We start from the raw sequence: 20,660 nt of genomic DNA, 5'->3' as shown, positions 1-20,660 counted from the left end.
GGGCGGCGCCGGAACCTTGCGGGTTCCTGTCGATTGTCCTGGTTCTGTCACGTGATGGTGTCCGCGGCCGTTCGGGGGAACCCCGACCGGCCCGGCGGCCCTCTTTCTCCACGCACTGGAGCGGATCACGCACATCACATGAACCTGGAGCAGCCCGTGACAAGGCCGGACATTGCAGCGCGGCGCGTACTGGGGGCCTGTGCCGCCCTGATGGTCGGCGCCCTCACCCTCACCGCCTGCGGTGGCGACGCCAACGCCGACGACAAGAGCGGCGGCGGCAAGAGCGGGGGCGGTCAGGACAGCGCCGCCAGGACGTCTGCCGCGAAGATCGCGATCTCGGCGAAGGACGGCTCGACCGGCGCGTCCATCAACACCACCGGCGTGCAGGTCAGCGGCGGCAGGCTGACCACCGTGAAGATGACCGTGGCGGGGTCGGGGCAGACGGTGGCCGGCGCCCTCTCGGCGGACGGCAGCACCTGGAAGCCGAAGGATCAGCTGGAGCGCGGCACCAAGTACGAGATATCGGCGACCGCAAAGGACGCCAAGGGGCTCACGGCGGCAGCCAACTCCATCTTCACCACGGTCAATTCGGCGAACAGCTACATCGGCACGTACACGCCGGACAACGGGACGACGGTCGGCGTGGGGATGCCGGTGTCGTTCGACTTCGACAAGGTCATCACGGACAAGAAGGCCGTGCAGTCGCACATCACGGTCACCTCCAGCAGCGGCCAGCAGGTGGTGGGGCACTGGTTCGGGGCGCAGCGGCTGGACTTCCGGCCGCAGGACTACTGGAAGGCCGGCTCCAAGGTCACCATGAGGATCGACCTGGACGGGGTCGAGGGCGCGAACGGCGTCTACGGGGTGCAGAAGAAGACGGTGACCTTCACCGTCGGACGTTCGCAGGTCTCCACGGTGGACGCGAACACGCAGACCATGACCGTGATGCGGGACGGCAAGCTCCTCAAGTCGGTACCGGTGTCCACGGGCAGCCCCGAGCACACGACGTACAACGGGCAGATGGTGATCTCCGAGAAGTTCACCCAGACCCGGATGAACAGCCAGACCGTGGGTCTCGGCGGGGAGTACGACATCCCGGACGTGCCGCACGCGATGCGGCTGACGACGTCGGGGACGTTCATCCACGGCAACTACTGGTACAGCAGGAGCAACCCGCCGTTCGGGCACACGGGCACCAGTCACGGCTGCGTGGGCATGGCGGACGTGCAGGGCGCGCAGGGCGACACGACGGCCAAGTGGTTCTACGACAACTCGCTGATCGGGGACGTCGTGATCGTGAAGAACTCGCCCGACAAGACCGTGCAGCCCGACAACGGGCTCAACGGATGGAACCTGTCGTGGAGCGAGTGGACCGCCGGAAGTGCCGTCTGACCGGCTTGTTTTGACGGATCGTCGGGCCGCGCGGGAACTTTTCGCGCGGCCCGCGCGTTTTCCCGGCGTACGTTTTCTCGGTTCCCGGACATGATGTCCGACCGAGGGGCTACGGTATGCACCCACAAGGTGACATGCAGCAACGCCGGGAGAAACCTTGAGCGTTCCGTACGAGACGGCAGCGCCCGAACCAGCCGAGTCGCCCGAGTCTCCGGAGGAGCACCTCGCGCGACTCCTCGGTCGTGCCCTTAACTCCTTCGAGCTGCCGGACGAGGCCATAAGGCAACTGGACTGCGCGCTGGCGCACGACAGTTCGCTGCACTCCGCGCACCACAGCGCGGGCCTGCACCGGGAGACGTACCGGCACACCTGGCTGCTCGCCGACGGTTCGGCGGTCACCCTGTGGGAGCTCGTGCACAACACCGTGCCCGGCGGCGACCCGCAGCACGAGGTGTACGTCGACGAGGAGGAGCTGCGGGCCGCGACCCTGCGGCTGCCGTTACCGCCGGACACCCCGGACTTCGAGCTACCCGTGCTGATGACGCTGGCGCCGGTCCCGGAGCCCCGGCACGTGTACCTGCCGGACGAGTCGGCGGACCACGCGCGCCGGCTGCTGCGCCGTGCGGAGAACGCGGACCGGCCGGGCACGGAGACGGCCCGGGTGCTGACGACGGCGTTCGCGCACCAGATCACCCAGGCGTTCGGGCGGCCGGGGCGGACCGGCCGGTCGGGCCTGAGTTTCTCGCTCTACGAGCACGCGTTCCTGCTGCGGGACGGCCAGGAGCTGTCGCTGTGGGAGGTCGAGCACACGGCGACGCCGGACGGCCGGCACATGTGCGAGGTGTACCCGACGGAGGACGCGGCCAGGGACGCGATGGAACGACGGGCGGCCCACCGGGGCTGACGCGCGACCCACCGGGGCCAGGACGCCACGGCGCCCGGGACCTCCGACCTCACGGGTCCTCAGCGGCCGCCGAGGCGGCGGACCAGACCCGCGAAGGCGTCCTGTTCCGCCGGGGTCAGTTCCACGACCTCGCGGGAGGGGCTGGGCCTGAGCGGGTGCGGGAAGCCGGGGAAGGCGCCCGCGGCACGCCGGGCGATGGCCTCGCGGCGGTTGCGGCGCAGCAGCCGCGACACGACGACCGCCCAGGCGACGGTCGCCAGGGTGAGCGCGGCCATGCCGATCAGCTGGTAGGTCGAGACGTGCTCAGGCATAGCCCCCAGTACACACCACGGTCCGGGACTTTGGCCCCGGACCGTGACGTATCTCGCAGGTGCCGTGAACAACTCACAGCGAATCAAAGGGACAAGAGGGGCGCGGGCCGCGCCGGCGCTCAGGCCGCGACCGGCTGCCTGTCCTCCTTCGCGGCGGCGGCCGTACCGGACGCGGAGCCGGCCGCCGAGGCCTGCCCGGCCGGCTTGCGCATGCCCTTCAGGACGACGACCAGGGCCGTGGTGACACAGACGCCGACGGCGATGGCGATCAGGTAGAGGAACGGGTTGCCGATCAGCGGGACCACGAAGATGCCGCCGTGCGGGGCGCGCAGGGTGGCCGCGAAGGTCATCGACAGGGCACCGGTGATCGCGCCGCCGACCATCGAGGACGGGATCACGCGCAGCGGGTCGGCCGCCGCGAACGGGATGGCGCCCTCCGAGATGAACGAGGCACCCAGGACCCAGGCGGCCTTGCCGTTCTCCCGTTCGGTCTCGGTGAAGAGCTTGCCGCGCACGGTGGTCGCGAGGGCCATCGCCAGCGGCGGGACCATACCGGCCGCCATGACCGCCGCCATGATCTTCATCGCGGAGTCACTGGGGTTGGAGACGGCGATACCGGCGGTGGCGAAGGTGTAGGCGACCTTGTTGACCGGGCCGCCGAGGTCGAAGCACATCATCAGGCCGAGCAGGGCACCGAGCAGGACGGCGTTGGAGCCGGAGAGGCCGTTCAGCCAGTCGGTCATGCCCTTCTGGGCGGAGGCGATGGGCTTGCCGACCACGACGAACATCAGGAATCCGACGATCGCCGTGGAGATCAACGGAATCACCACCACCGGCATGATGCCGCGCAGCACCGCCGGGATGTTGATCTTCTGGATGGCCATCACCACACCACCGGCGAGCAGACCGGCGACCAGGCCGCCGAGGAAGCCCGCGTTGATGGTGGAGGCGATCATGCCGCCCACGAAGCCGGGGACCAGACCCGGCCGGTCCGCCATGCCGTAGGCGATGTAGCCGGCCAGGACCGGGACCAGGAAGCCGAAGGCGACGGCGCCGATCTGGAACATCAGGGCGGCCCAGCTGTCCGTCTGGGTCCACACGAAGTGGTTCATCACGGACGGCGCCGACTTGATCTCGTAGCCGCCGATCGCGAAGCCGAGGGCGATCAGCAGACCGCCGGCCGCGACGAACGGGACCATGTAACTCACGCCGGACATCAGCCACTTGCGCAGCTTGGTGCCGTAGCCCTCGCCGGCCTCACCGGCACGCTCGACCGGCGTGCCCGGTGCGGATCCGGAGGTGACCTCGCCGCGGGCCGCCTTCGCGCGGACCTCGCCGATGAGTTCGGCGGGGCGGTTGATGCCCGCCTTCACACCGACGTCGACGGTCGCCTTGCCCGCGAAGCGCTCCTTCTCCCGGACGGGGACGTCGTGCGCGAAGATCACACCGTCCGCCGCCGCGATGACCTCGGGGTCGAGCCGGGTGAAGCCGGCCGAGCCCTGCGTCTCGACGACGAGCTCCACGCCCGCGTCGCGGCCCGCGCTCTCCAGGGACTCGGCGGCCATGTAGGTGTGGGCGATACCGGTGGGACAGGAGGTGACGGCGACGATACGGAAGGGACGCTCGGCGGAGCCGGGAGAGCCGGCGCCCGTGCCCGTGCCCGTGCGCGTGCCGGTGTCGGCCGCTGCGGGGCCGGCGGAGGCCGCCGCCGGCGCCGCAGCGGTGTCCTGGGAGGCGCCCGCGCCGCTCGCGTCGGCGCCGCTCGCAGGGGCGCCCGCGCTCACGGCGGGGCTCTCGGCCGGCTCGGCGTCCTTCGCGGGGGCGGTCGTCTCGTCGCCCCGGATCAGCGCCGCCACCGTCTCCGCGTCGCCCGCGGACCGCAGCGCGTCCGTGAACTCGCTGTCCATCAGCCGGCGGGCCAGCGAGGAGAGGATCGTGAGGTGGGCGTCGTCGGCGCCGGCCGGGGCCGCGATCAGGAAGACAAGGTCGGCGGGGCCGTCGGGGGCGCCGAAGTCGATGCCGGCGGCGCTGCGCCCGAAGGCCAGCGTCGGCTCGGTGACGTGCGCGCTGCGGCAGTGCGGGATGCCGATGCCGCCGTCGAGCCCGGTCGGCATCTGGGCCTCGCGGGCGGCCACGTCGGCGAGGAAGCCCTCCAGGTCGGTCACCCGGCCCAGGGTCACCATGCGCTCGGCGAGGGCGCGCGCCGCCGCTTCCTTGGTGTCGGCGGACAGGTCGAGATCGACCAGGTCCGCGGTGATCATGTCGCTCATCGCGGGCTCCTATGCACGCGTATCGCCCGGAGTGTGGGGTGGGCGGGGGTGGGGACGGGGGTGCCGTGGGGGGCTGGGTGGGAGACGGGGCCGGGGAAGCCCCGCCTCCCGGGGACGGCGGGGCGGCTCAGGGTGCCCCGACGGCCCGTGGGCGCGGCGAGTAACGAGGGACCTCGCCGCTCCTGGACGGGTCGTCGGCGGGCGGCGGGGCGGAGCGCGACGGTACGAGCGGTCGTGGCGGTCGTGGCGGTCGTGTCTGGGTTCATGACACCGGCTCCGTCAGTTCGCGGTCGACGGGGACCAGGTTGGTGACGGTCACCGCCGTGGGGTCCAGGTCGGCCGGGGTGGGCATCACGCTGCCGGGCAGCTGGACGGCGGCGGCGCCGTGGGCGACGGCGGAGGCGAGGGCCTTCGGGCCGCTGCCGCCGGCGATGAGGAAACCGGCGAGGGAGGAGTCGCCGGCGCCCACGTTGCTGCGGACGGCGTCCACGCGGGCGCTCGCGAACCAGGCGCCGGTGTCCTCCACGAGGAGCTGGCCGTCGGCGCCCAGGCTGGCGAGCACGGCGCGGGCGCCCATGCCCCGCAGTTCCTCGGCTGCCTTCAGGGCGTCGCCGACGGTCGCCAGGGGGCGGCCGACGGCTTCCGCGAGTTCCTCGGCGTTCGGCTTCACCACGTCCGGGCACTCGCGCAGCGCCTCGAGCAGCGCGCGCCCCGAGGTGTCCAGCGCGATCCGCGCTCCCTCGGCGTGCGCCCGGGCGACGACATCGGCGTACCAGGAGGGTGCGAGGCCGCGCGGCAGGCTGCCGCAGCAGGCGATCCAGCCGGCGTCGCGGGACTGCTCGCGCACGGTGTCGAGGAGGAGTTCCTGCTCCTCGGCGGAGAGTTCGGGACCCGGTGCGTTGATCTTGGTGAGCACCCCGTCGGACTCCGCGAGGGCGATGTTGGAGCGGGTGGCCCCGGCGACCGGGACCGGCGCGACCTCGATGCCCTGCGCGTCGAGCAGATCGGCGACCAGCGCCCCCGGCGCACCGCCCAGCGGCAGCACGGCGACCGTCCGCCATCCGGCCGCGGCGACCGCACGGGAGACGTTCACGCCCTTGCCGCCGGGGTCCATGCGGTCGCCGGTGGCGCGGTTGACCTCGCCGCGCTCCAGGGCGGGGACCTCGTAGGTGCGGTCGAGGGAGGGGTTGGGGGTGACGGTGAGGATCATGCCCGTACCGTTCGTGCTGTTCGTGGTGCTCATGCTCGTACTACTTCCGTGCCGCCGCGCTCGATGGCGGCGGCGTCCTCGGGGGTCAGTCCGGTGTCCGTGATCAGCAGGTCCACGTCGCCCAGGGCGCCGAAGCGGGCGAAGTGCTCCTGGCCGTGCTTGGCGGAGTCGGCGAGCAGCACCACCCGGCGGGCGGCGGCCACGGCGGCCCGCTTGACCGCGGCCTCGGCGAGGTCGGGGGTGGTCAGGCCCTGCTCGGCGGAGAAGCCGTTGGCGGCGACGAAGAGGACGTCCGCGCGGATCTCGCCGTACGCGCGCAGCGCCCAGGCGTCCACGGCGGCGCGCGTACGGTGCCGTACGCGCCCTCCGACGAGGTGGAGCTGGATGCCCGGGTGGTCGGCGAGGCGGGCCGCGATCGGCAGGCTGTGGGTGACGACCGTGAGGTTCGCCTCCAGCGGGATGGCCGCGGCGAGCCGGGCGACCGTCGTGCCGGCGTCAAGGATCAGGGTGCCCTCGATGGGCAGCTCCGGGACGGCGGCCTTGGCGATGCGGTCCTTCTCGTCGGCCGAGGTCGACTCGCGTTCGGCGAGGTCGGGCTCGAAGTCGAGGCGCCCGGCCGGTATGGCACCGCCGTGCACCCGGCGGACCAGGCCGGCGCGGTCGAGGGCCTTCAGGTCGCGGCGGATCGTCTCCTGCGTGACCTGGAACTCCTCGGCGAGCGACACGACGTCCACCCGGCCGCCGTCACGGGCGAGCCGGAGGATCTCCTGCTGCCGCTCCGGTGCGTACATGCCCCTGTGCCTCCGCTCCAGCGATGCGACCACTCGATACGACGTCCACTCGATGTCCGGCCGGGTCCGACTGTGTCCGACTCATGCCCGAACTTGTGGTTTCACTGGGAGGCTACGCCGGGATTTCCGGAAAGTAAACAGGTTCGGACCTCAAACGGGCATGATCGGACTTCCGGCCGTTACCGGACCCGTTGCGGTCCTGTTCCGGTCCTGCGCTCAGGACCCGCTCACGGCCCGCTCACGGCCTGCTCACGGCCTGCTCACGGCCTGCTCAGGGCGCGTGCGACGAGGGGCCCGGCACCTTGCGGTGCGGGGCCCCTCGTCGGAGGTCGGGCGGATGGTCAGTGGACGAGTTCGGCCTCCGGCTCCGCCGACTGCTCCGGTTCGTCCGCCGCGCCCGCCTCCAGGTGCTGTGCCGGGCGCTTCGGCAGGGCGAACATCAGCAGGAAGATCACGGCCAGCACGGCGGCCACCCAGAGCAGCGCGTGCTGGAAGGCGTTCGCGAAGGCCGGGCCGACCTGGGCCGGGGTCAGCCGGTCGCCGATGACACCGAAGAAGACGACCGAGACCAGGCCGAGCCCAAGCGCGTTGCCCATCTGCTGCACGGTGTTGATCAGGCCGGAGGCGGAACCGGCGTGCTCGCGCGGCACCTCCGACAGCACCGCGTCGGTCAGCGGCGCGACGATCAGGCCCATGCCCGCACCCATCACGACCAGGGGCAGCGCCATCTGCCAGGAGGCGATGGCGAGTCCGTAGCGGTGCGACTCCCAGACGTAGACCAGCACCCCGAGCGCCATCAGCAGGGCACCGGCCTGGAGCACCCCGCGGCCGAAGCGCGGGACCAGCTTCTGCACGGACATGCCGGCCGCCACCGACACCGCGATGGAGAACGGCACGCCCGTGAGCCCGGCGTGCAGCGGGGTCCAGCCGAGGCCGATCTGCATGTACAGCGTCCAGACCAGGAAGAAGACACCGAGCGCGACACCGAACACGGTCTGGACGGCGATGCCCGCGGCGAAGCTCTTCACGGTGAACAGGGACGTCTCGATGAGCGGGGAGCCGTCGGCGGCGGCCTTCCGGCGTTCGTACGCGACCAGGACGCCGAAGACGACGAGCGCGCCGGCCATCGACGCGTACCCCCACAGCGGCCAGCCCAGCTCGCGGCCGCGGGTCAGCGGGTAGAGCAGCATCAGCAGGCCGAGGGTGACCAGGGCGACGCCGACGAGGTCCAGCTTCAGGGCGCGCGGAGCCCTGGACTCGCCGATGTAGCGGCGGCCCAGGAGCAGCGCCGCGATGCCCACCGGGAGGTTGATCAGGAAGATCGGGCGCCATTCGAGTCCGAACAGGTTCCACTCGGTGAGCAGGGCTCCGAGCAGCGGGCCGGAGACCGCGCCCAGCCCGACGATCGCGCCGAACAGGCCGAACACCTTGCCGCGTTCGTGGGCGGGGAAGGTGGCGTGCACGATCGACAGGACCTGCGGGACCATCATCGCCGCCATGGCACCCTGCAGGATGCGGGCGGCGACCAGCATCCCGGGGTTGGCGGCGAAGCCGCACAGGGCCGAGGCGAGGGTGAAGCCCGCGACGCCGACGAGGAACAGCCGTTTACGGCCGTGGATGTCGCCGAGGCGGCCACCGGTGATCAGGCCGGCCGCGAAGGCGAGGGCGTAACCGGCGGTTATCCACTGGATCTGGCTGAAGGAGGCGCCGGCGTCCCGCTGGATGGAGGGGATCGCGATGTTGACGATCGTGACGTCGACGAGGTCCATGAAGGCGGCGGTCATGACGATGGCCAGGGCCAGCCAGCGGGTTCGGTCCGGCGGGGGTCCGGGGAGCGTGGAAGTCATATCGGCACCGTAGACATGCACTAGGCCAGATCCTGTCCTACTGGTACGGCATCCTCATCTGCATGACGACGGACACGCCGGCCCGGCTCCTCCAGCTGCTGTCTCTGCTCCAGACGCCCCGTGAATGGCCCGGCGGTGAGCTGGCCGGCCGGCTCGGGGTGTCCCGGCGAACCGTGCGGCGCGACATCGACCGGCTCCGGGAGCTGGGGTACCCCGTGGAGGCCAGCAAGGGGTCCGACGGCGGGTACCGGCTGGTCGCCGGGAAGGCGATGCCGCCGCTGCTCCTCGACGACGAGGAGGCGGTGGCCATCGCGGTCGGGCTGCGGGCCGGTGCCGGGCACGCCGTGGCCGGGGTGGACGAGGCGTCGGTGCGGGCGCTGGCGAAGCTGGAGCAGGTGCTGCCGGCCCGGCTGCGGCACCGGGTGTCCACGCTCCAGGCCGCGACCACCCCGCTGACCGTCGGCGACGGGGCGAGCATCGCGCCGGAGACGCTGACCGTGATGGCCTCGGCGGTCGCGGGGCGGGAGCGGCTGCGGTTCGGCTACCGGGCGGCGGACGGCAGCGAGACCCGGCGGCAGGCCGAGCCGTACCGGCTGGTGTCGACCGGGCGGCGCTGGTACCTCGTGGCGTACGACCTGGACCGCGCCGACTGGCGGACGTTCCGGGTCGACCGGGTGAGCGAGCCGTTCGCGACCGGGGCGCGGTTCACCCCGCGCGAGCTGCCGACCGGGAACGCGGCGGAGTTCCTGCGGCGGTCGATCCAACGGCAGCAGGAGACGTACGAGTTCGTGGTCGCCTTCGCGGGGTCGGTGGAGGAGGTGTCGGCCCGGCTGCCGGCGTGGCTGGGGACGCCGGTGAGCGAAGGGGACGGCGGCCGGTGTGTCGTCCGGGGGACCACCGGGGATCCGGTGGAGTGGCTGGCGGTGCGGCTGGTGATGGCGCGGTGCGAGTTCACGGTACGGGAGCCACCGGAACTGGTGACGTGCGTGAGGGAGTTGGGCGGCCGACTGACCCGTGCCGGCGAGGGGGCGTGAGCCGGGGGCGGGTTGAGGTGTCGTCAGTTCTTGCCGTCTTCCCAGTCGAACTGCCGCAGCGCCGCCAGGTTGCGCAGCGCGAGCGCGCCGGGGCCCCTCTCCCCCGACGGTGGTGCCGTGCCCGCCGCCCAGGACTGCACCGCGACCCGGACCGCCGCGCCGGCCACCGCCGCCGTGAAGCGGAGGCGGGGGCTCGGGGCGACGTCGTCCTCCGGGTTCGAGGTGCGCTCCGCCAGGATCGCGGCCAGCAGGTCCTCCGCGGACTGGCACACCTCCGCCCACACCTTCCGCAGCGCCGGGCTGGTCTCGGCCAGGTGGATCAGGGTGCGGACCCACTCCCAGGAAGCCGCCGAGACACCGGCGCCCGGGGTGAGCGTGTGGTGGACGGCGTGTTCGAGGGCGTCGGGTACGGAGAGGTCCGCCGGGGCCGACCGCACCGCCTCCACCCAGCGCCGGGCGCCCGCCGCGTAGAGCGGGGCGACGGCCTCCTCCTTGGTGGCGAAGTAGCGGTAGAACGTGCGCGGGGCGATGCCCGCGGCCTGCGCGATGTCCTCGGCGCGGGTGGCCCGCAGACCGTGCCGTACGAAGAGGCCCGCGGCGGCCCGGGCGATCTCCATCCGGGTCTCGGCCTTGCGCCGCTCCGTCAGGGAGGCGGCGGGAGGGTACTGCTCGGGGGTGGTGCCAGTGGTGCCGGTAGTGCCAGTGGTGCCGGTAGTGCCGGTAGTGCGGGGGGTGCTCACCTCGGCAGGCTATGCCGCTGTGGCAGAATCTGCCATCCGGTGGTTCACCCCGTGGTTCAGGTACGGGGTGGACCACCGTTCCGGCATGCGGGGGAGGATCAGCACCGGTGGACCCGCGGAACGCATGGAACCGGGCTCCGGCGCCCGGGGGGGATGGGCGCCAGAGCCCGGCTCTGGGAAAGTCCCGGCGCCGGGGGGGATGTTGCGTCGGGACGTGGTCTCACTGGGGGGTCGGTCAGAGGTCGTCGAGGGTCGTCGAAGAGGCGGTCGGGCAGTGACGCGATCTGCCGGAACGATTCGCCCCGGTGCAGAATGGTTGTTCCCTGCGCACGGGTCCTGAAGCGGCGGTACCGCGCCATGTTTGCGCCGTCTTTCGCCACCCGGCGTACGCGCCCAGGGTGAGTGGAACCTCGCGCGCCCCCAGGCACGCGAGCCCCACGTCCACGCGTTCCCCTCGTCTCCCCCTCACCGCCGCACGCCTTACGCCGCCGGTTCGAACCCGGTGGAACGGGCCAGCTTCTTCAACTCCAGCAGTGCGTGCTTCTCGATCTGGCGGATGCGCTCACGGGTCAGCCCGTGCTCCTTGCCGACCTCCGTCAGCGTGCGCTCCCGGCCGTCCTCGATGCCGTACCGCATCTTGATGATCGACGCCGTGCGCTGGTCCAGACGGCCGATCAGGTCGTCCAGCTCCTCGCTGCGCAGCAGGGTCAGGACGGACTGCTCGGGGCTGACCGCCGACGTGTCCTCCAGGAGGTCACCGAACTGGGTGTCGCCCTCGTCGTCCACCGACATGTTCAGCGAGACCGGGTCACGGGCCCAGTCGAGGACGTCGATGACGCGCTCCGGCGTGGAGCCGAGCTCGGCGGCGATCTCGGCGGGCTCCGGGTCGCGCCCGTTCTCCCGGTTGAACTCGCGCTGGACTCGGCGGATCCGGCCGAGCTCCTCCACCAGGTGGACGGGGAGCCGGATGGTCCGGGACTGGTCCGCGATGGAACGGGTGATCGCCTGGCGGATCCACCAGGTGGCGTACGTGGAGAACTTGAAGCCCTTGCGGTAGTCGAACTTCTCGACGGCGCGCACCAGGCCGGCGTTGCCTTCCTGGATCAGGTCGAGCAGGGGCAGACCGCTGCGCGGGTAGCGCCGGGCGACGGCCACGACCAGGCGGAGGTTGGAGCGGATGAAGATGTCCTTCGCACGCTCACCTTCGGCTACGAGCGCCTCCAGCTCCTCACGGGTGGCGTCCGACGCGGACTCCTCCTCGCCGTCGAGGACCTGCCGCGCGAACACTCCCGCTTCCACGGCCTGGGACAGCTCGACCTCCTTGGCTGCGTCGAGCAGCGGTGTGCGCGCGATCTCGTCGAGGTACATGCCGACCAGGTCACGGTCGGCGATCTCGCCGGTGTGGCTGCGGACGCCACGGGCGCGAACACTGCTTGCCGAGTCGGCCGCCTCGCCAGTGGCGGTCTTACGACGGGCGACGGCACGGGTTGCCATGCGTGCTCCCTTGCGATGGTGGGCGGGCGGGTGGTCCTGTCGGTCCTTCAGCTGCCGGGTCCTCGACTCGACGCCCTGGGGAACTCCACTCCTGGAACTCCTCGGACTCTCGCCGAGTGCCCTGCATCTGATGGAAACAACGACTGGAATCCGGACAGAATTCCCACGCTGCCCCCCGATTTTTCTGATCATGCAGTATCCTGCGCGACCACGTGAGGAGTCAGGGTGTCGTCGGAACGTACAGAGGTGCAGGTCAGGCCGGGGAACGAGGGGGACCTCGAAGCCCTCACCGAGATCTACAACCACTACATCCGTGAGACGCCCATCACATTCGACACGGTGGTCTTCACTCCGGAAGAGCGTCGTCCGTGGCTGCTCTCCCACCCGGAAGACGGCCCGTACCGCCTGATGGTTGCCGTGGCGGCGGACTCACAGGAGATTCTCGGGTACGCCACATCCAGTCCCTACCGCGTGAAACCGGCCTACGGCACCTCGGTGGAGACGACGGTGTACGTGGCCCCGGACGCCGGCCGGCGCGGTGTCGGCACGCTCCTGTACACGGCCCTCTTCGCGGCGCTCGCGCGCGAGGACCTGCACCGCGCGTACGCGGGCGTCGCGCAGCCGAACGAGGCGTCCACCCGGCTGCACGAGCGCTTCGGCTTCCGGTACGTCGGCACGTACCGCGAGGTGGGCCGCAAGTTCGGCCGCTACTGGGACGTGGCCTGGTACGAGAAGGACCTCTGACCGGACGGCTTCTGACCGGGCGGCCTCTGTCCGGGCGGCTTCCGACCGGGCGGCCTCTGTCCGGGCGTTCCCGCCCCGCTCACCCGAACTGCACGGACCGCTTCGCCATTCCCAGCCAGAACCCGTCGATCACCGACTTCTGCGCGTCCAGTTCGCCGCCCGCCTCCGCCGCGCCCATGGTGACGAAGAGCGGGGCGAAGTGCTCGGTGCGCGGGTGGGCGTAGCGGCCGGCCGGGGCCTTGTCGAGGAAGTCGAGCAGGGCGTCCCAGTCGCGGTTCTCCAGGGCGCGGTGACCCCAGTCGTCGAACTCGGAGGACCAGGTCGGCACACCGCCGCCGGTGTGGCGCAGGGCGGCGAGGTTGTGGGTGAAGAAGCCGGAGCCGACGATCAGGACGCCCTCGTCGCGCAGCGGGGCGAGCCGGCGGCCGATCTCCATCAGCCGGACCGGGTCGAGGGTGGGCATGGAGATCTGGAGGACGGGGATGTCGGCGGCCGGGAACATCTCCACCAGGGGTACGTAGGCGCCGTGGTCCAGGCCGCGGTCCGGGATGTCCTGCACGGGGGTGCCGGGGGCGCGCAGCAGCTTGCGCACGCTCTCGGCCAGCTCCGGCGCGCCGGGGGCCTCGTACCGCACCTGGTAGTAGTGCTCCGGGAAACCCCAGAAGTCGTAGACGAGCGGGACGGTCCGTACGGCGCCGAGGGCGAGCGGGGCCTCCTCCCAGTGCGCGGAGACCATCAGGATCGCCTTGGGGCGGGGCAGGCCGGCGCTCCAGGCGGCCAGTTCGCCCGGCCAGACGGGGTCGTCGGCGAGCGGCGGCGCGCCGTGGCTCAGGTAGAGGGCGGGCATGCGCTCACGGGAAGCGGCGGATCGCTCCGGGGCGGCGGCGGACATGACAGCGACTCCCTCCGGGCCTTTTCCTCGACCCGATGCAACAAGCTGTAACCAGAGCTGACTGGATGTGACGAGAGTGACGAGAGTGACGAGACGTTTTAACTCTCAAGCTTTCCGTACGACACCTTACGCCGGACTTGTTTAATCTTCAAGGAGCGGCCTCGTACAGTGGGACGCATGACTACGGCATCCGCATCCGCCACCACCCGGCAGCAGCGCTGGCTCACCGCCGACGAACAGCGCGTCTGGCGCGCGTACCTGCACGCCTCGACCCTGCTGGAGGACCATCTGGACCGTCAGCTCCAGCGGGACGCGGGGATGCCGCACATCTACTACGGACTGCTCGTCGCGCTCGCCGAGGCGCCCGACCGGCGGCTGCGGATGACCGAGCTGGCGATGAACGCGAAGATCACCCGCTCCCGGCTCTCGCACGCCGTCGCCCGCCTGGAGAAGAACGGCTGGGTACGGCGGGAGGACTGCCCCTCCGACAAGCGCGGCCAGTTCGCCGTCCTCACCGACGAGGGCGCCGAGGTGCTGCGGCGCACCGCGCCCGGCCATGTGGCCGCCGTACGGCAGGCGCTGTTCGAGCGGCTGACCCCGGAACAGCAGCAGGCCTTCGGCGAGATCATGCAGATCGTCGCCGAAGGCCTGCAGCCCTGCGATGCGGGCGCGGACCTGCCCTGGCTCCGCTGAGAGCCGGCACAGGTCCGCGTGCGGGTACCCCGCGGTGGGTCGCTCAGCGGCTTGAGCGACCCACCGGAACACGGCTCAGTGGGCGACCACCGGAACCGCCAGCTCGTCCTCCGCGCCCTCGCCGGAGGTGACCGCGGTCGTCTCGGGCTTGCCGGCGTTGACGAGGGCCACCACGACCACCGCGGCCAGCACCAGCATGCCGACGGCGACCCAGATCGCGTTGGCGTAGCCGTGCACCGCACCCTCCATCTGGACCAGCTGCTGCTGCGGCTTGGAGGTCGCGGTCGCGATGTGGTCCTTGATGTACGACGTCGTCGCGGAGGCGGCGATGGTGTTCAGCAGGGCCGTGCCGATGGCGCCGCCCACCTGCTGCGAGGTGTTGACCATCGCGGAGGCGACACCGGCGTCGCGGGGCTCGACACCGAGCGTGGCCAGGGACATGGCCGGCATGAACGCCGTACCCATGCCGAGACCGAGCAGCAGCATCGCGGGGAGGATCGTCGAGGCGTACGAGGAGCCGATCTCCATCTGCGTCATGACCAGCATGCCGGCCGCGGCGACCAGGAAGCCGGGACCCATCAGCGCCCGGGCCGGGACCCGGGTCATCAGCCGGGTGCCGATCTGGGTGGAGCCGATCATCATGCCCGCGATCATGGGCAGGAAGGCGAAGCCGGTCTTGATCGGCGAGAAGCCCTTGATGACCTGGAGGTAGTAGGTCAGGAAGAGGAAGGTGCCGAACATCGCGATGATCGCGATACCGAGCGAGAGGTAGATACCGCCGCGGTTGCGGTCGAGGACCACGCGCAGCGGCAGCAGCGGGGCCTTGACCCGGGCCTCGGTGACCACGAACGCGATCAGCAGCACCGCGGAGGCGACGAACAGGCCGACGGTGGTGGCGTCGCCCCAGCCGTCGGACTCGGCGCGGGTGAAGCCGTAGACCAGGGAGACCAGGCCGAGGGTGGAGAGCAGCACGCCAGGGATGTCCAGCGGGTTGCGGTTGCGGCCGCCCTCCGGCTCCCGGATGACGAAGTACGCGCCGAGCGCGGCGACGATGGCGAACGGGATGTTCACGAAGAACGTCCAGCGCCAGTCGAGGTACTCGGTGAGCACACCGCCGAGGATGAAGCCGACGGCGCCGCCGCCACCGGCGATCGCGCCGTAGATGCCGAACGCCTTGGCACGCTCCTTGGCGTCCGTGAACATCACGGCGAGCAGGGAGAGCGCGGCCGGGGCGAGCATGGCGCCGAAGACACCCTGGAGGGCACGGGCGCCGAACATCATGGCGCCGGAGGTCGCGGCGCCACCGAGGGCGGAGGCGGCGGCGAAGCCGGTCAGGCCTATGACGAAGGCCCGCTTGCGGCCCCACAGGTCGGCGATCCGGCCGCCGAAGAGGAGCAGACCGCCGAAGGCGAGGGCATAGGCCGTGACGACCCACTGCCGGTTGCCGTCGGAGATGCCCAGGTCGGTCTGGGCGGAGGGCAGCGCGATGTTCACGATGGTGGCGTCGAGGACGACCATCAGCTGGGCGAGCGCGATGAAGACGAGCGCTTTCCAGCGGTTGGCGTCACCGGACGGTGCCGGTGCGCCGGGAGCCTTGGCGGCTGTTTCAGACATGGGGGTACCCACTTCGTGACTTCGTGACGGAAAGTCGGGAGTTCGTGACGGAATTCGGCAGGAAGAATCGGTAATCGGCGTGCGCGACGCGTCACACACGTCGGACGTGTGAGATACGGGACCGGTCGGCGGCCCAGGACTGATCGATGGGCGGATCACCCGGTTGGTCGGTGGGTTGATCGGCCGGTTGACCGGTGGGCCGATCGGTCGGTTGATCCGTGAGTTGGTCGGTGGTTCGCGGGAGGGTCAGGACTGGCGCAGGTCCTCCATGGTCACGGCCGTGCCCGGCAGGGCGGAGCGGGCCGGGGCCCGCAGTCCGTCCAGGAGCAGCTGCAGATGGCGGTGGACGAAGCGGTCGTTGATCAGGCAGCCCGTGCCGGCCGGGGGCCGGCTGAGCTGGGCCACCGCGATCATCACGTCACCGACGCCCACGTCCGGACGGAGCTGTCCGGCCGCCTTGGCGCGGTCCATGATCTGCGCGATGAGCCGCTCACACCGCTCGCGCGCCGCTTCCAGGTCGGGGTGGTTCTTGTCGAAGGTGCTGGAGACCATCGGGCACAGCGCGCTGACCCGCTCGTCGGCGGAGGTGTGCACGAACCGCTCCAGCGCCTCGAAGGCGTCCCCGGTCTCCGCGAGCGCCAGCTCGGCCGCCTCCGACGTCCGGTCCATCACGGAGCAGACGACCTCACGGACGAGCGCGTCGCGGTCGGGGAAGTTGCGGTAGAGAGTGGCGTTGCCGACGCCGGCCCGGCGGGCGATCTCGTCGAGCGGCACATCCGGGCCGAACTCGGTGAACATCTCGCGGGCGGCGGTGACGATCCGCTCCCGGTTGCGCAGGGCGTCGGCACGGGGCCGGGGTGCCTTGCGCACGGCGGGGGTTGCGGTCGCGGTCTGCACGGCGCACTCCTGGTCTGGTAGGTCGGTAACTGCTCCGGGACTGGTCGGTACCGCTACGGGTGCCGGTGATCCGGTGTCTTCGTGATCCGGGGACCGGGTCCCCGTTTCGCTCTGACACAGGTCTAAACGGGGAGAGGGTCCCCGGTTATTTCCCCACCCTCCCTCTAATTCCTGTGACCTGAATCACACTCGCATGCCCGGGAAATCCCACGATCGGCCTCTTCAGCGCGCGTCCTCCGCCTCCTCGACACAGGGTGATCGAAAGGGTGCAGCCGGACACCGGCGGCTGCCGTGGCGCGAAAGGTCCCTGCATGCAGCCGCACCCCGGTCGCCGTACACCCGTGAGCCGCCGCACCTCCGCGTTCCGGCGCGGCCCCGCCCACCGCCGGGTTCCTTCGGGCCGGCGGATATCCGCGGGAGCCGCCATATCAGCGGGATCAGCGGGAGCCGGTGGAGCGGCAGGAGCTGGTGGAGTGGCGGGAGCCGGTGGAGCGGCGGGAGCCGGTGGAGTGGCGGGAGCGGCGGGAGCCGGTGGAGCCGCGGGAGCCGGTAGAGCGGCGGGAGCCGCGGGAACCGCGGGCGGTCGTATACGCCCCCGCCGTGCGGTCTGCCTCGCCGCTGTCACCGCGCTGATCCTCGCGGTCGGTACGTCGGCGGGCTCCGGGCACCTCACGGCGGCACCCACCCCGGCCGGCGCCGGCCCGATCGCACTGGCCCGCTCGGCCGCGTACGGCCCCTGCCTGATCAGCGGCGGCCACCACGTACAGATGACCGAGGGCATACCCACACCGGGCGGCTACTCCCGCTCGACCGGCACCGTGCACGCCCTGACCCTGATGGTCGACTTCTCCGACGCGCCCGGCCAGGGCAACGCGCTCGACCGCTACCACGAGTTCTTCCCGCAGACCCAGGAGTGGTTCCGGACCGCCTCCTACGGCAAGCTCGACTACCAGCCGGCCGCCCCGGTCGACCACTGGCTGCGGATGCCCAAGCCGTTCGCCGCGTACGGCATAGAGCGCGGCGCCCCCTTCGACCCCGGCTACCGGCAGCTGGTCCAGGACATCGTGGCGGCCGCCGACCCGGACGTGGACTTCCGGTCGTACGACCTCCTGAACGTGCTGGTCACCCCGAACGCCGGTCCGTCCGCCCTGGACACGGTGCTGTCGGTGACCTTCGCGGGCAACGCCGACGCCCCGGTCGCCGACGGCGTACCGGTCGCCAACGCCTCCTTCGTCTACTCCCGCCAGGACGACGGCTCCGGCTCCTACGCCCGCACCGGCTACCGGGTCCTGCCGCACGAGAACGGCCACGTCTTCGGCCTGCCCGACCTCTACACCCAGGAGGGCGGGGGCGCGGTGGGGCACTGGGACATCATGAGCGAGGACTGGGGGGCCGACAACGACCTGCTCGCCTGGCACAAGTGGAAGCTGGGGTGGCTGGACGCCGACCAGGTCAGCTGTGCGGCGAAGCGCGGCACCACCGACCTCACCCTCACGCCGCTGTCCCGCGCGGGCGGCCGCAAACTGGTCTTCGTCCCCGTCGACGGCCGCACCGGCTACGCCCTCGAGGTGCGCACCAAGGGCGGCAACGACGAGGAGGTCTGCCGCCCAGGCGTCCTCATCTACAAGGTCGACGCGAACGTCGACACCGGGCGCGGCCCGATCAAGGTCTACGACGCCCACCGCGACAGCGGCGGCTGCACCCGCAGCCCCAACGTCCAGGCGGAACTCTCCGACGCCCCGTTCGGCCCGGGCGAGACCCTGAAGGACCCGGGCCACGGAATCGAGATACGGGTGCTGGGCGTGGACGGGGACGGGGGGTACCGGGTGCGGGTGAGCCGGGGGTGAGAGCGGGGCGCCTGTCCCTCTCTCGCGGTCTACGGTAGGCGTGCCCTGATCGCCGTACCGGAGAACCGATGCCCGCCGCCCCCCAGCCCGCCTCCTCCCCCACCCCTGCCTCCTCTCCCGGCTCTCCCGCACCGCACGAGCCGTCAGTCGAACCAGGGACGGGGGTGTCGGTCGACCCACGGACCGGGGTGTCGGTCGACCCACGGACCGGGGTGTCGGCCGAACCACGGACCGGGGTGTCGGTCGAGCCGCCGGCCGAGGCGGTCGCGCCGTTGATCCGGGGCGTGGCGGTGCTGGAGGCGCTGACCGGGGCGGGCGGGACGCTGAGCGCGAGCGCGCTGGAACGGCGTACCGGCCTGGCCCGTTCCACGGTCGACCGGATCACCGCGACCCTTGCCCGCATGGGACACGTCCGTCTGGACGGCCGGGACGCGGTGCTCACCCCCCGCGTGATGGAACTGGGCAACGCCTACCTGGCCGCGCTCCGCCTCCCCGCGCTGCTGGACGCGCACGCCGACGCGCTCGCCGACGAACTGGACGAGTCCGTGTCCCTGGCGGTCGCCGACGGGGACGGCATCCGTTTCATCCACCAGGCGACCCGCCGCCGGGCGATGTCCGTCAGCTTCCGCATCGGCGACCTGCTGCCGGCCGAACGCACCGCGCCCGGCCCGCTGTTCGCGGCCGGTTGGACGGAGGCCGAGTGGCGGGCCTGGCGCGCACGCCGCGCCGCGGACCCCACGGACGCGGGCTTTCCGGCCGTACCGCCGAGGGGACCGGACGGTGCGGACGACTTCGCGGCACGGGCGGACCGGGCCCGCGAGGACGGCTGGGCCCTGGACGACCAGCTGATCGAACCGGGCCTGGTGGCGGTGTCGGTGCCGGTCCGCGACCCCGCCACCGGCCGCCCGGCATGCGTGGCCAGCGTGGTGAGCCACACCAGCCGCCACACGGCCGCAGACCTGCGCGACACCCTCCTCCCTCGCCTCCGCGCGGCGGTGACGGCGATGGAACGGGAACTGCGCGAGGCCCACCCCCCGGAGCCGGGCCCGCCCCCCTCGGGCCTGGCCGGCTGGACGACGGCGTCGAAGCACGAACTGGGGCGTGACTTCGTGGAGTCCCTGGCCCGGGGCCTGACGGTGCTGACCGCCTTCGGCGAGGGCCGCTCGGCCCTGACCCTCACGGACGTGGCGAAGGCGACGGGCCTGGCCCGGGCGACGGCCCGCCGGGCCCTGATCACCTACGAACACCTGGGCCTGGTGACGGCCCGGGACCGCACGTTCGTCCTCACTCCCCGGGTGCTGTCCCTGGGCTACCCCCCGCTGTCCCGCACCACCCTCTCCCGCCTGGCCGCCCCGCACCTGCGCGCCCTGGCGGACCGCCTCCACGAACCGACGGCACTGGCGATCCCTGTCCCAGGCACCACCCCCGAGGAGATCCAGTACATCGCGGTGGCGGCCACGAGCCGGGTCCTCACCGTGGACATCACCGTCGGCACCCGCCTCCCGGCAGCCCACACCGCCCTCGGCCGAGCCCTCCTCGCCCCGGACGACCCGCCCGGGTACGCCCTGGCGGACGAGGAACTGGAGTCGGGCCTGCGGTCGATCGCGGTACCGGTACGCGACCGGACGGGCCGCCCGGTCGCGGCGCTGAACGTGGCCACCCACGCGGCCCGCCGCACCCTGGAGGACTGCGTCACGGACTTCCTCCCCGCCCTGCACGCCACGGCGGCCGACATCCAGACCGACCTGCACACGGCCGCCCGCTTCACCCACGTCCCACTGTCCTGACACCTCCACACCCCACCAGCCGTATCCGGTACGCTGACGCCTACGGCCCACGGGCCACGATCCACCCCGCCTTCGTAGCTCAGGGGATAGAGCACCGCTCTCCTAAAGCGGGTGTCGCAGGTTCGAATCCTGCCGGGGGCACAACAAAATGCTAGATAATCGGACACAGCACCCGTCGGCGAAGATCGCGGAC

The 20,660-nt window shown here is 71.8% G+C and carries 18 protein-coding genes and 1 tRNA gene; 9 read left to right on the top strand and 10 right to left on the bottom strand.

Features of this window, described 5'->3' with window-relative positions; genetic code table 11:
- Nucleotides 1-156 precede the first annotated feature (156 nt).
- Complete coding sequence (locus MB828_RS39580; RefSeq protein WP_301652386.1) at nucleotides 157-1,392, top strand: L,D-transpeptidase; 1,236 nt, start codon at nucleotides 157-159, stop codon at nucleotides 1,390-1,392.
- A 157-nt stretch (nucleotides 1,393-1,549) separates the two neighbouring features.
- A complete protein-coding gene (locus MB828_RS39575) occupies nucleotides 1,550-2,296 on the top strand; it encodes a DUF6227 family protein (protein ID WP_133027987.1) in 747 nt (248 codons plus the stop codon).
- A 59-nt stretch (nucleotides 2,297-2,355) separates the two neighbouring features.
- Here MB828_RS39575 and MB828_RS39570 read toward each other — a convergent pair whose 3' ends face one another.
- The 5 genes from MB828_RS39570 to MB828_RS39550 all read right to left on the bottom strand — a co-directional run bounded on the left by MB828_RS39570 (nucleotide 2,356) and on the right by MB828_RS39550 (nucleotide 8,725).
- On the bottom strand, nucleotides 2,356-2,607 hold the full coding sequence (locus MB828_RS39570; RefSeq protein WP_133027988.1) for a hypothetical protein: 252 nt from the start codon (nucleotides 2,605-2,607) through the stop codon (nucleotides 2,356-2,358).
- A 119-nt stretch (nucleotides 2,608-2,726) separates the two neighbouring features.
- A complete protein-coding gene (locus MB828_RS39565; RefSeq protein WP_301652385.1) occupies nucleotides 2,727-4,877 on the bottom strand; it encodes a PTS fructose transporter subunit IIABC in 2,151 nt (716 codons plus the stop codon).
- Between the two features lie 262 nt (nucleotides 4,878-5,139).
- Nucleotides 5,140-6,087: a 1-phosphofructokinase gene (pfkB, locus tag MB828_RS39560; RefSeq protein ID WP_301652548.1), complete on the bottom strand. Its 948-nt coding sequence runs from the start codon at nucleotides 6,085-6,087 to the stop codon at nucleotides 5,140-5,142.
- Between the two features lie 29 nt (nucleotides 6,088-6,116).
- Nucleotides 6,117-6,878, bottom strand: a complete 762-nt coding sequence (locus tag MB828_RS39555) for a DeoR/GlpR family DNA-binding transcription regulator (RefSeq protein WP_301652384.1) — start codon at nucleotides 6,876-6,878, stop codon at nucleotides 6,117-6,119.
- 341 nt (nucleotides 6,879-7,219) lie between these two features.
- Nucleotides 7,220-8,725 carry an MFS transporter gene (locus MB828_RS39550; RefSeq protein WP_301652383.1) on the bottom strand — a complete coding sequence of 502 codons (1,506 nt, stop codon included), beginning with the start codon at nucleotides 8,723-8,725 and terminating at the stop codon, nucleotides 7,220-7,222.
- Between the two features lie 62 nt (nucleotides 8,726-8,787).
- Between MB828_RS39550 and MB828_RS39545 the strand changes: the two genes are divergently transcribed.
- A complete protein-coding gene (locus tag MB828_RS39545) occupies nucleotides 8,788-9,759 on the top strand; it encodes a helix-turn-helix transcriptional regulator (RefSeq protein ID WP_301652382.1) in 972 nt (323 codons plus the stop codon).
- Nucleotides 9,760-9,782: 23 nt separating this feature from the next.
- Here the strand turns inward: MB828_RS39545 and MB828_RS39540 are convergent, their stop codons facing one another.
- Together MB828_RS39540 and MB828_RS39535 are read right to left on the bottom strand one after the other, a co-directional pair.
- Nucleotides 9,783-10,376: a TetR/AcrR family transcriptional regulator gene (locus MB828_RS39540; RefSeq protein ID WP_301652547.1), complete on the bottom strand. Its 594-nt coding sequence runs from the start codon at nucleotides 10,374-10,376 to the stop codon at nucleotides 9,783-9,785.
- A 603-nt stretch (nucleotides 10,377-10,979) separates the two neighbouring features.
- Nucleotides 10,980-11,993: a sigma-70 family RNA polymerase sigma factor gene (locus MB828_RS39535; RefSeq protein WP_133027992.1), complete on the bottom strand. Its 1,014-nt coding sequence runs from the start codon at nucleotides 11,991-11,993 to the stop codon at nucleotides 10,980-10,982.
- A 225-nt stretch (nucleotides 11,994-12,218) separates the two neighbouring features.
- Between MB828_RS39535 and MB828_RS39530 the strand changes: the two genes are divergently transcribed.
- On the top strand, nucleotides 12,219-12,737 hold the full coding sequence (locus tag MB828_RS39530) for a GNAT family N-acetyltransferase (RefSeq protein ID WP_301652381.1): 519 nt from the start codon (nucleotides 12,219-12,221) through the stop codon (nucleotides 12,735-12,737).
- A 79-nt stretch (nucleotides 12,738-12,816) separates the two neighbouring features.
- Here the strand turns inward: MB828_RS39530 and MB828_RS39525 are convergent, their stop codons facing one another.
- Nucleotides 12,817-13,629, bottom strand: a complete 813-nt coding sequence (locus MB828_RS39525) for a dioxygenase family protein (RefSeq protein WP_240528553.1) — start codon at nucleotides 13,627-13,629, stop codon at nucleotides 12,817-12,819.
- 177 nt (nucleotides 13,630-13,806) lie between these two features.
- Here MB828_RS39525 and MB828_RS39520 point away from each other — a divergent pair, with 177 nt between their 5' ends.
- Nucleotides 13,807-14,322 carry a MarR family winged helix-turn-helix transcriptional regulator gene (locus tag MB828_RS39520; protein ID WP_301652380.1) on the top strand — a complete coding sequence of 172 codons (516 nt, stop codon included), beginning with the start codon at nucleotides 13,807-13,809 and terminating at the stop codon, nucleotides 14,320-14,322.
- Nucleotides 14,323-14,397: 75 nt separating this feature from the next.
- Here MB828_RS39520 and MB828_RS39515 read toward each other — a convergent pair whose 3' ends face one another.
- Both MB828_RS39515 and MB828_RS39510 read right to left on the bottom strand, forming a co-directional pair.
- Nucleotides 14,398-15,936, bottom strand: a complete 1,539-nt coding sequence (locus tag MB828_RS39515; RefSeq protein WP_301652379.1) for an MFS transporter — start codon at nucleotides 15,934-15,936, stop codon at nucleotides 14,398-14,400.
- Between the two features lie 246 nt (nucleotides 15,937-16,182).
- Nucleotides 16,183-16,833 (bottom strand): TetR/AcrR family transcriptional regulator, encoded by a 651-nt coding sequence (locus MB828_RS39510; protein ID WP_133027996.1) that lies wholly within the window; start codon nucleotides 16,831-16,833, stop codon nucleotides 16,183-16,185.
- Between the two features lie 450 nt (nucleotides 16,834-17,283).
- Here MB828_RS39510 and MB828_RS39505 point away from each other — a divergent pair, with 450 nt between their 5' ends.
- From MB828_RS39505 to MB828_RS39490, 4 genes are all read left to right on the top strand, one after another.
- Nucleotides 17,284-17,466, top strand: coding sequence for a hypothetical protein (locus MB828_RS39505; protein WP_301652562.1), 183 nt, complete (start codon nucleotides 17,284-17,286; stop codon nucleotides 17,464-17,466).
- Nucleotides 17,421-18,680: a M6 family metalloprotease domain-containing protein gene (locus tag MB828_RS39500; RefSeq protein WP_133027998.1), complete on the top strand. Its 1,260-nt coding sequence runs from the start codon at nucleotides 17,421-17,423 to the stop codon at nucleotides 18,678-18,680. Before MB828_RS39505 ends, MB828_RS39500 begins: the two co-directional genes overlap by 46 nt.
- Before the next feature lie 68 nt (nucleotides 18,681-18,748).
- Nucleotides 18,749-20,467 carry an IclR family transcriptional regulator domain-containing protein gene (locus tag MB828_RS39495; RefSeq protein ID WP_430381497.1) on the top strand — a complete coding sequence of 573 codons (1,719 nt, stop codon included), beginning with the start codon at nucleotides 18,749-18,751 and terminating at the stop codon, nucleotides 20,465-20,467.
- 68 nt (nucleotides 20,468-20,535) lie between these two features.
- A tRNA-Arg gene (locus tag MB828_RS39490) sits at nucleotides 20,536-20,608 on the top strand.
- Nucleotides 20,609-20,660 lie beyond the last annotated feature (52 nt).

This window comes from Streptomyces arenae (assembly GCF_022343545.1).
In the GTDB taxonomy this organism is placed as follows: Bacteria; Actinomycetota; Actinomycetes; order Streptomycetales; family Streptomycetaceae; genus Streptomyces; species Streptomyces humi.
Note: the sequence above shows the minus strand (reverse complement) of the source record. Positions and strands in the feature narration are given on the sequence as shown.